11 protein-coding genes are annotated in these 12,603 nt (G+C 65.1%); 6 read left to right on the forward strand and 5 right to left on the reverse strand.

The window, feature by feature from the left end; translation table 11 throughout:
- Positions 1-4 precede the first annotated feature (4 nt).
- The 4 genes from JNA92_RS20930 to JNA92_RS20945 form a co-directional block, all read right to left on the reverse strand.
- Positions 5-1,246: a thiolase family protein gene (locus JNA92_RS20930; RefSeq protein WP_241806447.1), complete on the reverse strand. Its 1,242-nt coding sequence runs from the start codon at positions 1,244-1,246 to the stop codon at positions 5-7.
- Positions 1,243-3,126, reverse strand: a complete 1,884-nt coding sequence (locus JNA92_RS20935) for a feruloyl-CoA synthase (protein ID WP_241806448.1) — start codon at positions 3,124-3,126, stop codon at positions 1,243-1,245. The genes JNA92_RS20930 and JNA92_RS20935 overlap by 4 nt, the downstream gene beginning before the upstream one ends.
- Before the next feature lie 76 nt (positions 3,127-3,202).
- Positions 3,203-4,651 carry an aldehyde dehydrogenase gene (locus JNA92_RS20940; protein WP_241806449.1) on the reverse strand — a complete coding sequence of 483 codons (1,449 nt, stop codon included), beginning with the start codon at positions 4,649-4,651 and terminating at the stop codon, positions 3,203-3,205.
- A 75-nt stretch (positions 4,652-4,726) separates the two neighbouring features.
- Positions 4,727-5,557, reverse strand: a complete 831-nt coding sequence (locus JNA92_RS20945) for a p-hydroxycinnamoyl CoA hydratase/lyase (RefSeq protein ID WP_241806450.1) — start codon at positions 5,555-5,557, stop codon at positions 4,727-4,729.
- A 199-nt stretch (positions 5,558-5,756) separates the two neighbouring features.
- Between JNA92_RS20945 and JNA92_RS20950 the strand changes: the two genes are divergently transcribed.
- The 3 genes from JNA92_RS20950 to JNA92_RS20960 all read left to right on the forward strand — a co-directional run bounded on the left by JNA92_RS20950 (position 5,757) and on the right by JNA92_RS20960 (position 8,394).
- On the forward strand, positions 5,757-6,227 hold the full coding sequence (locus JNA92_RS20950) for a MarR family winged helix-turn-helix transcriptional regulator (RefSeq protein WP_241806451.1): 471 nt from the start codon (positions 5,757-5,759) through the stop codon (positions 6,225-6,227).
- Between the two features lie 145 nt (positions 6,228-6,372).
- Positions 6,373-7,431, forward strand: a complete 1,059-nt coding sequence (locus tag JNA92_RS20955; RefSeq protein WP_241806452.1) for an aromatic ring-hydroxylating oxygenase subunit alpha — start codon at positions 6,373-6,375, stop codon at positions 7,429-7,431.
- A gap of 12 nt (positions 7,432-7,443) precedes the next feature.
- On the forward strand, positions 7,444-8,394 hold the full coding sequence (locus tag JNA92_RS20960) for a PDR/VanB family oxidoreductase (RefSeq protein ID WP_241806453.1): 951 nt from the start codon (positions 7,444-7,446) through the stop codon (positions 8,392-8,394).
- Positions 8,395-8,399: 5 nt separating this feature from the next.
- Here the strand turns inward: JNA92_RS20960 and JNA92_RS20965 are convergent, their stop codons facing one another.
- Positions 8,400-9,113: a GntR family transcriptional regulator gene (locus tag JNA92_RS20965; protein WP_241806454.1), complete on the reverse strand. Its 714-nt coding sequence runs from the start codon at positions 9,111-9,113 to the stop codon at positions 8,400-8,402.
- 122 nt (positions 9,114-9,235) lie between these two features.
- Here JNA92_RS20965 and JNA92_RS20970 point away from each other — a divergent pair, with 122 nt between their 5' ends.
- From JNA92_RS20970 to JNA92_RS20980, 3 genes are all read left to right on the forward strand, one after another.
- Positions 9,236-10,141 carry an AraC family transcriptional regulator gene (locus JNA92_RS20970; protein ID WP_241806455.1) on the forward strand — a complete coding sequence of 302 codons (906 nt, stop codon included), beginning with the start codon at positions 9,236-9,238 and terminating at the stop codon, positions 10,139-10,141.
- A 141-nt stretch (positions 10,142-10,282) separates the two neighbouring features.
- On the forward strand, positions 10,283-11,593 hold the full coding sequence (locus JNA92_RS20975; protein WP_241806456.1) for an ABC transporter substrate-binding protein: 1,311 nt from the start codon (positions 10,283-10,285) through the stop codon (positions 11,591-11,593).
- An 80-nt stretch (positions 11,594-11,673) separates the two neighbouring features.
- The gene (locus tag JNA92_RS20980; RefSeq protein ID WP_241806457.1) at positions 11,674-12,597 is read left to right on the forward strand and encodes a carbohydrate ABC transporter permease; all 924 of its coding nucleotides are present in this window, start codon (positions 11,674-11,676) and stop codon (positions 12,595-12,597) included.
- Positions 12,598-12,603: the final 6 nt, after the last annotated feature.

Below are 12,603 nucleotides of genomic sequence, written 5' to 3' on the forward strand. Positions count from 1 at the left end.
GGTTTCAAGCCGCGAAGTGGGGGTTTTCGATCAGCACCGCCATGCCCTGGCCGCCGCCGATGCAGGCCGCAGCGATGCCGTAACGCAGGTTGCCCTGGCGCAGTTGGCGGGCCAGGGTATGCACCAGGCGCAAGCCAGTGGCGGCCAAGGGGTGGCCCAGGGCGATGGCCCCGCCATGGACGTTGAGTTTTGCCTCATCCAGTTGCAGCGCCTGGGCCACCGCCAGCACCTGGGCGGCTTGCGCTTCGTTGATTTCAAAGCGGTCGACCTGCTCCAGGCGCAGGCCACTGCGTTCGAGCAGCAGGGCAATCGCCGGGGCCGGCCCGATGCCCATGGTGCTGGGGGGCACACCCACGGCGGTGGCCATCAGCAGGCGGGCCAACGGTGGCTGGGTGCACGTGGAAAAACGCCTCACCAACGCTGCCGCCGCGCCATCGACCACCGCACAACTGTTGCCCGCGGTTTGCACCCCACCGGCGTGCACCGCACGCAAGCGGGCCAGCGCTGGGGCATCGGTAGGCCGCGGGTGGCTGTCGTGGCTGACAGGGGCCACCCCGCGTGGCAGTTCGATGCCGCGCGGCAGGCAGCCGTCAGCGCTGAAGACCTCTGCCGTGACCTCGACGATTTCCTCATCGAACCAGCCCTGCTGCTGAGCCTGCAGCGCACGCTGATGGCTGCGCAGCGCCCAGGCATCCACCGCCTCGCGGCCAAGGCCATGCGCGCGTGCCAGGTTTTCTGCGGTACCGATCATGTCCACTCCGGCAGCCGGGTCGTACAGCGCCTCCCAGAGAAAGTCCTTGAACCCTACCGGCGCGCCGAGGCGAAAGCCGCCACGGTGCTCATAAGCCGCGATCGGGTTGCGCGACATCGACTCGGCGCCCACGCACAGTACCTGCTGCACGCCACTGCGCAACTGTTCCCCGGCCTGGCGCAACAGCTCCAGGCCGGTGCCGCAGATACGCTGCACTGCCAGTGCGGGTACGGCTTGCGGCACCCCGCAGTACAGCCCGATATGGCGCGGCAGCAGGTACGCATCGAAACTGGCCTGGGCCATGCTGCCGGCCAGCACGCTGTCCACCGCCTGTGGGGCGATACCGGCCCGTGCCAGCACCGCCCGCCCAGCCTTGATGCCCAGGTCGATCGGGGAAACCGCGGCGAGCGCACCGCCAAGGTCGACCCAGGGCGTCCGTACCATCTCCACGATGGCCACATCGTCGAACGCCGTGCACAGCCCGGCACTGCTCACGGGCGCACCTGCGCGGACAGCACGGTCGGGTCTTCGCCACGGTACAGCGCCGCTACCTTGTCAGCCCGGCGCTGCAACACCGCGCGCTGGTTGATCGAACCTTTGTCAGTGATCTCACCGGCGTCGATCGACGGCGGCTCTACCAGCAGTGACAACCATTCGATGCGGCTGGCGTTGCCCTGGGCGTCACGGTTCAGGCGCTGCAGCCAAGCGGCGAACCAGCTGCGCACCGCGTCGCTGCCGAGCACGTCGGCATCGCTGGCTTCGGCCGATAGCCCGGCCAGTTGGCGGCATTCGGGCAAACGCGGGAACACCAGGATGCCCAGGCATTCGCGGTCCGGCGCGGCCACCACGATGTCCTGCACATAGGGCGAGCCTTCGAGCACCGCACGGTTACGCAGCGGGCCGACGCTGACGAACACGCCGGACGACAACTTGAAGTCTTCGGCAATACGCCCATCGAACATCAGGCCCTGCTCGGGCTGCTGCGCATCGGCGAGCTTCAAGGCATCGCCCGAGCAGTAAAAGCCTTCATCATCGAACGCCTCGGCCGTTTGCTGCGGCGAGCGCCAATAGCCGGGCATGATGTGCGGGCCGCGAAAGCGCGCCTCCAGCTTGCCATCCAGCGGCACCAGCTTCACTTCGCAACCCGGGGCAGGCAAGCCCACGTAGCCGGCCAGGGACAAAGGCCCGGTAGTGAAGGTGCAGGACGGCGCCGCCTCGGTCATGCCCAGGCCAGCCATCATGCGGATGCGCTCGCCACAGTGCTGCTCGGCGATGCGGTCCAGGCGGTCCCACACGCTTTGCGAAAGCCCGGCGGCAGCGAAGAAAAACAGCTTCATGCGGGCAAAGAACACCTCGCGCAACTGCGCGTCCTGCTCCAGCGCCTTGACCAGCTCTTCCCAGCCCTTGGGCACGGTCAGATAGGCGGTGGGGGAAATGTCGCGCAGGTTGCGCAAGGTTTCGCCGAAGCCTTGCGGGGTGGGCTTGCCGGCATCCAGGTAGAAGCTGCCGCCGTTGTACAGCACGATGCCCAGGTTGTGGCTGCCGCCGAAGGTGTGGTTCCACGGCAGCCAGTCCACCAGCACCGGCGGCTCTTCGGCGAACACCGGGAAGGTCTGCAACAGCATCTGCTGGTTGGCGCACAGCATGCGTTGGGTGGTGACCACCGCCTTGGGCAGCTTGGTGGAGCCAGAGGTGAAGAGGAACTTGGCGATAGTGTCGGGCCCGGTGGCGGCAAACGCGGCGTCGGCGCGCGCAAGGTCGCACGGCTGCAGCAGGCTGTCGAAGCTCAGGTGCCGACGGCCCGGGGCCTGGCCATGCACGCTCACCACCGCCACCGAGGCATCCAGGACGGCATCGAAGGCCCGCTGGAACGGTTGGGTGTCGGTGGCGAACACCAGCCCTGGGGTCAGTACCTCACACACATGGCGCAACTTGGCGAAGTCCTGGGACAACAGTGCGTAGGCCGGCGACACCGGGCAATACGGGATGCCGGCATACATGGCGCCCAAGGCGATCTGCAGGTGCTCGATATCGTTGCCGGAAAAAAGCGCCAGCGGCCGCTCGGCGCTCAGGCCAAAGCCCAGCAGGTTGGCGGCGATGGTACGGACCTGCACGAGCATTTGCGCGTAGGTGATCGCGCGCCAGGCGCCATCGGGCTGCCGCGCGGCAATGAAGGTAGTGTCCGGGCGCTGTGCGGCCCAGTGCAGCAGCCGGTCGAGCAGGCGCGCCGGCAGCGGCGCCAGGGGCTCGACGGCTTGCATGCGCAATATGCCGTCGGCCTCGCTGAACTGCACCTGGGGATGCCCGATGGACACCTGCCGGTAGCGCGGGCTTTGGCCAGGGTCGCGCGACCCTGGGCGGGCTTGGTTATTCACGCAGGTTGCTCCTTGTTATTGTTGTACAGCCTGCCGCCGCCCGACGGTACGGACGACGGCCAATGATGCGCGTTGCCTAGATGGGGTAATGCCTGGGTCCGTGCTGGAGGGTGACCCAGCGCAGCTGGGTGAATTGATCGATGGCGGTGCGGCTGCCGAAGCTGCCGTAGCCGCTGGCCTTGACCCCACCGAAGGGCATCTGCGCTTCGTCATGCACGGTCGGGCCGTTGATATGGCAGATACCCGACTCCACACGCTGGGCCAAAGCCAACGCACGGCTGGTGTCGCGGCTGAAGATGGCTGACGACAGGCCGAATTCCGAGTCGTTGGCCAGCGTCAACAAGGCTTCATCGCCCCGCGCGCGCAGCACCACCGCGACCGGCCCGAAGGACTCTTCGTGATACAGGCGCATGCTTGCGTCGACGTTGTCCAACAAGGTGGGTTGCAGGATGCTGCCGTCCAGCTGGCCGCCGCATACCAGGCGAGCGCCCTTGGCCACGGCATCGTCGATCAGCGCCTTGATGCGCTCGCCGGCCGCACCGCTGACCAGCGAACCGAGCACCGAGGTGCTGGCCTGCGGGTCGCCAGCGCGCAGCCCGGCGACCTTGGCCGCCAGCTTGTCGACGAACGTGTCGGCGATGCGGTCGTCGACCACCAGGCGCTCGGTGGACATGCAGATCTGACCTTGGTTGAAGTACGCCCCGAACGCTGCGGCGGCTACGGCGGCGTCCAGGTCGGCATCGTCGAGCACCAGCAGCGGCGCCTTGCCGCCCAGTTCGAGCAAGGCAGGTTTCAGGTGCCGGGCAGCCAGCTCGCCGACGATACGCCCCACCTGGGTGGACCCGGTGAAATTGACGCGGCGCACCGCTGGGTTGGCGATCAGCCGCTCGACGATGGCAGGCGCATCGGCCGGGTCATTGCTGATCACATTGACCACACCCTCGCCCAAGCCGGCATCGTGGAGCACCTGGCCGATCAACCGGTGCACCGCCGGGCTGACCTCGGAGGCCTTGAGCACCACGGTGTTGCCACAGGCAAGCGGCATGGCGATGGCCCGCGTGGCGAGGATCACCGGGGCATTCCACGGCGCGATGCCCAGCACCACACCGCACGGTGCGCGCAAGGCCATGGCGAAGCTGCCGGGCACGTCCGAGGGGATGACCTCACCGGTAATCTGTGTGGTCATGGCCGCGGCTTCGCGCAGCATGTTGGCGGCCAGCTTCACGTTGAAGCCATACCAGTTGGCCATGGCCCCGGTTTCGCCGGCGGCGGCGATGAACTCGGCAGCCCGCGCCTGCAACAGGTCGGCGCCGGCCAGCAAGCGGCTGCGCCGTTCACCGGGCGCCAGCGCGGCCCAGGCCGGGAACGCTGCGCTGGCCGCTGCCACCGCCGCATCGGCATCGGCCAGGGAGGCGGCAGCGGCTTGCGACACCACCTCACCGGTGACCGGGTTGCAGCGCTGGAAGGTTCGTCCATCACTGGCGGGGCGCGACTGCCCGCCAATCAGCAAAGGCACCTGCAACATGCTCATTCCTCTTGTTGTGGTTATAGAGAAATATCCGCAGGCTGTGGCCAGGGGCGGCACAGCCCGCGCTGGCCCTCAGCGTTTGTAAGCCTGCAGGCCCGGCTTGATGGACTTGTCATCGAGGAACTGCTTCATGCCCTGCTCGCGACCGCCCTCGGTGTCCAGCAGCCGGGACTGGTCGAGCTTGGCGTAGAGGTAGTCTTCGTTCTGCTCCCAGGTCAGTTCGCGGCAGCGCTTGAAGCCATTCTTGGCGGCACGCAGCACCACCGGGTTTTTCTCCAGCAGGTTCAGCGCCAGCTCGCGGGTCGTCTCGCGCAGCTGGGCCAACGGCACGCTCTCGTTGACCAGGCCCATCTCGGCGGCTTTGGCACCGCCGAAGGTCTTGCCGGTCATGATGTAGTACAGCGACTGACGATGGCCAACGGTATCGGCCATCGCCTTGCTCACCAGGTTGCCAGGCGGGATACCCCAGTTGATTTCCGACAGGCCGAAGGTGGCCTCGTTGGCGCAGATCGCCAGGTCGCACGCCACCAGTGGGCTGAAACCGCCACCGAAGCACCAGCCGTTGACCATCGCGATGGTCGGCTTGGCGTACATGCGCAGCAGCTTCCACTGCCATTGCGAGGCTTCACGGCGGATTTTTTCCTGAAGGATTTCAGGGCCGGCGTCGACTTCGCGGAAGTATTCCTTGAGGTCCATGCCCGCCGTCCACGACTCACCTGCCCCGGTCAGCACCAGCACGCCGGCCTCGGCGTCCTGCTCCAAGGTTTCCAGCACGTCGACCATTTCCCGGTTCAGGGTGGGGCTCATGGCATTGCGCTTTTCCGGGCGGTTGAGGGTTACCCAGGCGATGCCCGACTCCAGTTCGACCTTCACGGTGGTCCAGCGGCCTTCGTATTTGCTCATGGTTCTGCACTCTTGTTGTTCGGGGTGGTGACCATCAAGCTAATCCGGCCAATTAGTTATGTCAATTAACTATTATGAAAATTATCTTTGCCTTCCAGCCGGTTGAGAGGCTTTTTGGCCTGAGCTCCCCTAGCCGGATCGTGCCGGCGCAGGCAAACTGGGTAACTTTCTTACTCATGACCCAGGAGCATGCAACCCGATGGCAAGGTCTGCCCGAACCGACGACACCGCTTCCCTGCCCACGCCGCCTGACGATACGGTCCTCGAAGACCTGCTCGGCTATGCGTTGCGCCGCGCCCAACTGAAGCTGTTCCAGCACCTGATCGGCCGGTTGTCGGCCTACGACCTGCGCCCGGCGCAGTTCTCTGCGCTGGCGATCATCGAGCAGAACCCAGGCTTGATGCAGGCGGACCTGGCGCGTGCCCTGGCGATCGAGCCGCCGCAAGTGGTGCCGCTGCTGAACAAACTGGAAGAGCGTGCGCTGGCCGTGCGAGTACGCTGCAAGCCAGACAAGCGCTCCTACGGGATCTTCTTGAGCAAGTCGGGTGAAGCGATGCTCAAGCAGCTCAAGCAGATCGCCAGCGACAGCGACCGGGAGGCTACTGCCAGCCTTGACGAGGATGAGCGCGCACAACTGCTGCGGCTGCTGACGAAAATCTACAAGGACTAGGTTAGTTCATCCGCAAACGGCTTAATGGATCCATTAACCGTACGATAATCGCACAACCTCCAATTTTTGTTGGGATTTGCCATTGACCAGCTTTTCAGCTCGGGTATTAATGGATCCATTAAATAACAACAATCGGAGGTCCTTCATGTACCCGAAAAACGCCTGGTATGTCGCCTGCACCCCTGACGAAATCGCCGAGAAGCCCTTGGGCCGGCAGATTTGCGGGGAAAAGATCGTGTTCTACCGCCCCAGCGAAAACCGCGTAGCGGCCGTCGAAGACTTTTGCCCCCACCGCGGCGCGCCGTTGTCGCTGGGTTTTGTCGAAAACGGCAACCTGGTGTGCGGCTATCACGGGCTGGTGATGGGCTGTGATGGCAAGACCGTCGACATGCCGGGCCAACGGGTGCGGGGCTTCCCCTGCAACAAGGCTTTTGCCGTGGTCGAGCGCCATGGCTTCATCTGGGTCTGGCCGGGTGACCAGGCCCAGGCTGACCCCGCCCTGATCCCGCAGCTGCCCTGGGCGGCCAGCGATGAGTGGGCCTATGGCGGCGGGTTGTTCCACATCGGCTGCGATTACCGCCTGATGATCGACAACCTGATGGACCTCACCCACGAAACCTATGTGCACGCCTCCAGCATCGGCCAGAAGGAAATCGACGAGGCGCCGCCGGTCACCACGGTGAGCGGCGACGAAGTGGTCACGGCCCGGCACATGGAAAACATCATGCCCCCGCCCTTCTGGCGCATGGCCCTGCGCGGCAATGGCCTGGCCGATGACGTGCCGGTGGACCGCTGGCAGATCTGCCGCTTCACACCGCCCAGCCATGTACTGATCGAAGTGGGTGTGGCGCATGCCGGCCACGGCGGCTACCACGCCCCGGTCGAGCACAAGGCGTCGAGCATCGTGGTCGATTTCATCACCCCCGAGAGCGACACGTCGATCTGGTACTTCTGGGGCATGGCGCGCAATTTTGCCGCCCACGATCAGGCCCTGACCGAGAGCATCCGAGAAGGCCAGGGCAAGATCTTCAGCGAAGACCTGGACATGCTCGAACGCCAGCAGCAGAACCTGCTCGCCTACCCCGAGCGCAACCTGCTCAAACTCAACATCGACGCCGGCGGCGTACAGGCACGCAAGGTGCTGGAGCGACTGATCGCCAAAGAGCACGCGCCGCAACCGCACATGATCGCCACCCACGCCTGAGGAGCCCGCGCCATGATCGATGCCGTAGTGGTATCCCGCAACAACGAAGCCCAAGGCATCTGCAGCTTCGAGCTGGCAGCCGCCGATGGCAGCCCATTGCCGCCCTTCAGCGCCGGCGCGCACATCGATGTGCACCTGCCGGATGGGCGGGTGCGCCAGTATTCGCTGTGCAACCACCCCGCCGAACGCCACCGCTACCTGATCGGTGTGCTCAACGACCCCGCCTCACGCGGCGGTTCACGCAGCCTTCACGAGCAGGTGCAGGCCGGCCACCGCCTGCGCATCAGCGCCCCGCGCAACCTGTTCCCGCTGGCCCAGGGCGCCCGGCGCAGCGTGCTGTTCGCCGGCGGCATTGGCATCACGCCGCTGCTGTGCATGGCTGAGCAGCTGGCCTGCAACGGCGACGATTTCGAGCTGCACTACTGCGCCCGCTCCAGCGAACGCGCGGCCTTCGTCGAGCGCCTGCGCGCCGCACCGTTCGCTGACCGCCTGTTCGTGCATTTTGACGAGCAGCCGGAGACCGCCCTGGACATCGCCCAGGTGCTGGGCACCGCGCAGGATGATGTGCACCTTTACGTGTGCGGCCCGGGCGGCTTCATGCAGCACGTGCTGGACACCGCCCAGCAGTTGGGCTGGCAGCAGGCCAACCTGCACCGCGAATACTTCGCCGCAGCACCGGTTGAAAACAGCGACGACGGCAGCTTCTCGGTGCAGCTAGGCAGCACCGGCCAGGTGTTCGAGGTGCCGGCCGACCAAAGTGTGGTGCAGGTGCTAGGACGCCACGGCATCGAGATCGCCGTTTCCTGTGAACAAGGCATTTGCGGCACCTGCCTGACCCGTGTGCTGCAGGGCACGCCAGAGCACCGCGACCTGTTCCTCACGGAACAGGAACAAGCCCTGAACGATCAGTTCACACCGTGCTGTTCGCGGGCGAAAACGCCCCTGCTGGTACTGGACCTGTAAACGGCTCAGGACGAGGGCAGGATCACTTTCATGCCCTCGTCCGCCGTGGCCCCGCCAAAGGTTTCGGCATAGCGCAGCGTGGCATTGGCATGCTCGCGCATGATCGCCTCGGCGCGGGCCCCCTGGCCGTGGATGAGCGCGTCGAACACCGCATGGTGCTGCATGTGCGCGAAGTTGAAGCGCCGGTATTCACGGGCAAGGTCGTGACGGTCCACCGCCAGCGCGGTGACCGAGGCGAACGGCAGGTGATCGTTGCGCGCCAGGGCATCGGCGATGGCCGGGTTGTGGCTGGCCTCGACGATCACCTGGTGAAAGCGCATGTTCAGGTCGTGATAGGCGTGCAAGTCCTCTTCGCTTACATACCCCTTGTCGAACAACAGGTCGCCTTCGACCAGGCAGCGCTGCAACGCCTCGCGCGCCGCTGGCAGCAGGCCACGCTCAGCCGCCTGGCGGGCCGCCAGGCCTTCGAGTACACCGCGCACCTCCACGGCACCGGCGATGTCCTCGGCGCTGACCGAACGCACCTGGAAGCCCCGGCCGCCGCAACGCACCAGCAGGCCCTCCTGCTCCAGGGTTCGGAATGCCATGCGTACGGGCATGCGTGAGACGCCGAACCGTTCGGCGGTGGGCACTTCTATCAGCCGCGCGCCAGCCGCCAGTTCGCCCGAAGCGATCATCTTGCGCAACGCGATCAGCACCATTTGACCGGGCTTGCTCATCCAGGGAGGTTCCAGAGACAGAAGTGCGCATCTTACCGCAAGCGCGGGCGCGCTTGGCGGCCTGTAACACCTGCCCTGTTCAGGCTACGATGCCCCTTCGTCCTCCGGAGCCCATCAGCGCCATGCCCAGAACGAGCAAAGTCACCGACCCGTCCTACGAGTTGATGGACGACCACGAGGGCGACTCACTGATCTACCGCCAGCATGGCTTCCCCAGCCCGCTGGTGCGCTGGCATTTCCACAAGGAATACGAACTGCACCTGATCGTGGCCAGCGCCGGCAAAGTGTTCATCGGCGACTACATCGGCAGCTTCGGGCCGAACACGTTGTTCCTCACAGGCCCCAACCTGCCGCACAACTGGATCAGCCAGGCCGGCCCCGACGAGGTGTTCAGCCAGCGCGACATGCTGGTCAATTTCACCGACGAGGTGCTGCACAGCGGCAGCCGGGTGTTTTCTGAACTGCACCAACTCAGCCCGTTGCTGGCCCGCGCGCACTACGGCATCGAGTTTCGTGACCCGGCGCTGATCGCCGAGAGCCGCAAGCTGTTGCAACGCATCGCGGACAGCCGGGGCATGACCCGCCTTGGATACTTTTTTATCCTCATGGAACAGCTCGCCGGCTGCGAGGACTACCAGTTATTGTCCACGGTCACCTCCTCGCACCTGGCTGACGAGCACAACGTCGAGCGCATCAACCGGGCGGTGGACTACATCTTCCAGCACTACGCTCAGGACTTGACCCAGAACGAAGTGGCCGAGCATCTGGGCATGACCCCCACCTACTTCTCACGCTTTTTCAAACAGGCGGCCGGGCGCGGTTTTGTCGAGTTCGTCAACCGCCTGCGGGTCAGCAAGGCCTGCGAATTACTGGCCAAAAGCGACCTGCCGGTGACCGAGGTGTGCTTCGAATCAGGCTTCAGCAACCTGTCCAATTTCAACCGGCGCTTTCAACAGCTCAAAGGCATGACCCCCTCCGACTACCGCTGCCTGGTGACCCAGCGGCTGACCGAGCAGAACCGTCACTGAGCGAACCACTGCAAAAAAGTATCAGCCGGCGTGCAGTCCACGCTTTGTCGCCAACGCCACACGGGGGTGTAATCAGCGCCAGCGACACAAAAATAATAATGTCTTCCGTGCCGTCAGCCGGCCCGGTAAGGGAGTTCATAGATGAACGACGCGATCAAGGCCTGCCTGGCCGCTGCCTGCCTCAGCCTGCCGCTATTGGCCCAGGGCGCCGAAACACTGACCATCGCCACGGTCAACAACAACGACATGATCCGCATGCAGCGCCTGGCCAAGGTGTTCGAAGAACAGCACCCGGACATCAGGCTCAAGTGGGTCGTGCTTGAAGAAAACGTGCTGCGCCAGCGCCTGACTACCGACATCGCCACCCAGGGCGGGCAGTTCGACGTACTGACCATCGGCATGTATGAAGCGGCGCTGTGGGGCGCCAAAGGCTGGCTGGAGCCGATGCAGGACCTGCCGGCCGATTACAACCTCGACGACGTGTTCCCGTCCGTGCGCAATGGCTTGTCGGCCAACGGTACGCTGTATGCCCTGCCCTTCTACGCCGAAGCCTCGATCACCTACTACCGCAAGGACCTGTTCCAGAACGCAGGGCTGAGCATGCCCGAGCAACCGACCTGGACCCAGCTGGGTGAGTTCGCCGCCAAACTCCACCACCCCGACCAGGGCCAGTACGGCATCTGCCTGCGCGGCAAGGCCGGCTGGGGCGAGAACATGGCGCTGATCGGCACCGTGGCCAATGCCTTTGGCGCACGTTGGTTCAACGAACAGTGGCAGCCGGAATTCACCGGCAGCGCGTGGAAGAACGCGCTGAACTTCTACGTCGATACCTTGAAGCAGTACGGCCCGCCTGGCGCGTCGAGCAACGGTTTCAACGAAAACCTGGCGCTGTTCAACAGCGGCAAGTGCGCGATGTGGGTCGATGCCAGCGTTGCCGGCTCGTTCGTCACCGACAAGACCCAGAGCAAGGTCGCCGACCAGGTCGGCTTCACCTTTGCGCCAAAGGAGGTCACCGACAAGGGCGCCTCGTGGCTGTATGCCTGGGCGCTGGCCATCCCAAGCAGCTCCAAGGCCAAGGACGCGGCGAAGGCCTTCAGCACCTGGGCCACGTCCGAAGCCTACGGCAAGCTGGTGGCCGACAAGGAAGGCGTGGCCAACGTGCCACCAGGCACCCGCGCCTCGACCTACAGCGACGCCTACCTGGCCGCTGCGCCGTTCGCCAAGGTGACGCTGGAGTCGCTCAAACGCGTCGACCCCAACCACCCCACGCTCAAGCCCGTGCCGTACGTGGGTATTCAGTTGGTGACCATCCCTGAGTTCCAGGCCATTGGTACGCAGGTCGGCAAGCTGTTCTCCGCCGCCCTGACCGGGCAGATGAAGGTCGACCAGGTGCTTGCCGCCGCACAGCAGTCCACCGAACGCGAGATGAAGCGCGCCGGTTATCCCAAGTAGCCCAGCCGTGGCCATCTGCGCGCCAACGCCTGGCGCGCGGAGGGCTGCCGTCCGCCCTTGTCGCTGCACACGGAGTCGCCATGGACACTTCGGCCCTCGATACCTCGACCCTCGCCACCCCACGCCCCGGCAAACGCCGCGTCGGGCCGAGCTGGTTCCTGGTCAGCCCTTCAGTGGCGCTGCTGCTGTTGTGGATGGTCGTCCCGTTGGGCATGACCCTGTATTTTTCCCTGATCCGCTACAACCTGCTGTACCCGGGCGAAAATGCGTACGTCGGCCTGGAGAACTTCGCGTACTTCGTCACCGACCCAGGCTTCATGCCCGGCGCCCTCAACACCCTGACCCTGGTCGGCAGCGTGCTGGCGATCAGCGTGGTGTTTGGCGTGCTCATCGCGGCGCTGCTGGAGGCCGGCGAGTTCTGGGGCCGCGGCGTGGTGCGGGTGCTGCTGATTTCACCGTTCTTCATCATGCCCACCGTCAGCGCGCTGCTGTGGAAGAACCTGATATTCCACCCGGTGTCGGGCATCCTCGCCGCCGTGTGGCGGCTGTTCGGCGCACAGCCGGTGGACTGGCTGGCGCACTACCCGCTGCTGTCGATCATCCTGATCGTCTCCTGGCAGTGGCTGCCGTTCGCCATCCTGATCCTGATGACCGCCATGCAGTCGCAGGACCAGGAACAGAAAGAAGCCGCACGCCTGGACGGCGCCGGGCCGCTGGCGATCTTCTGGCACCTGACCCTGCCGCATCTGGCCCGCCCGATTGCCGTGGTGGTGATGATCGAGACCATCTTCCTGCTGTCGGTGTTCGCCGAAATCTTCACCACCACCAGCGGCGGCCCGGGCTATGAGTCGACCAACCTCGCCTACCTGATCTACAACCAGGCGCTGCTGCAGTTCGACGTGGGCATGGCCTCGGCGGGCGGGCTGATCGCCGTGTTGATCGCCAACATCGCCGCCATCGTGCTGGTACGGATGATCGGCAAGAACCTGACCGAGCGCCGCTGAGGAGCC

It is taken from the genome of Pseudomonas putida, from assembly GCF_022627325.1.
GTDB lineage: Bacteria > Pseudomonadota > Gammaproteobacteria > Pseudomonadales > Pseudomonadaceae > Aquipseudomonas > Aquipseudomonas putida_X.

What these genes read in the sequence shown, in the direction of transcription:
- JNA92_RS20940 (WP_241806449.1), bottom strand. Translation starts at nt 4,651, where the DNA reads ATGTTGCAGGTGCCTTTGCTGATTGGCGGGCAGTCGCGCCCCGCCAGT.
- JNA92_RS20945 (WP_241806450.1), bottom strand. Translation starts at nt 5,557, where the DNA reads ATGAGCAAATACGAAGGCCGCTGGACCACCGTGAAGGTCGAACTGGAG.
- JNA92_RS20950 (WP_241806451.1), top strand. Translation starts at nt 5,757, where the DNA reads ATGGCAAGGTCTGCCCGAACCGACGACACCGCTTCCCTGCCCACGCCG.
- JNA92_RS20955 (WP_241806452.1), top strand. Translation starts at nt 6,373, where the DNA reads ATGTACCCGAAAAACGCCTGGTATGTCGCCTGCACCCCTGACGAAATC.
- JNA92_RS20960 (WP_241806453.1), top strand. Translation starts at nt 7,444, where the DNA reads ATGATCGATGCCGTAGTGGTATCCCGCAACAACGAAGCCCAAGGCATC.
- JNA92_RS20965 (WP_241806454.1), bottom strand. Translation starts at nt 9,113, where the DNA reads ATGAGCAAGCCCGGTCAAATGGTGCTGATCGCGTTGCGCAAGATGATC.
- JNA92_RS20970 (WP_241806455.1), top strand. Translation starts at nt 9,236, where the DNA reads ATGCCCAGAACGAGCAAAGTCACCGACCCGTCCTACGAGTTGATGGAC.
- JNA92_RS20975 (WP_241806456.1), top strand. Translation starts at nt 10,283, where the DNA reads ATGAACGACGCGATCAAGGCCTGCCTGGCCGCTGCCTGCCTCAGCCTG.
- JNA92_RS20980 (WP_241806457.1), top strand. Translation starts at nt 11,674, where the DNA reads ATGGACACTTCGGCCCTCGATACCTCGACCCTCGCCACCCCACGCCCC.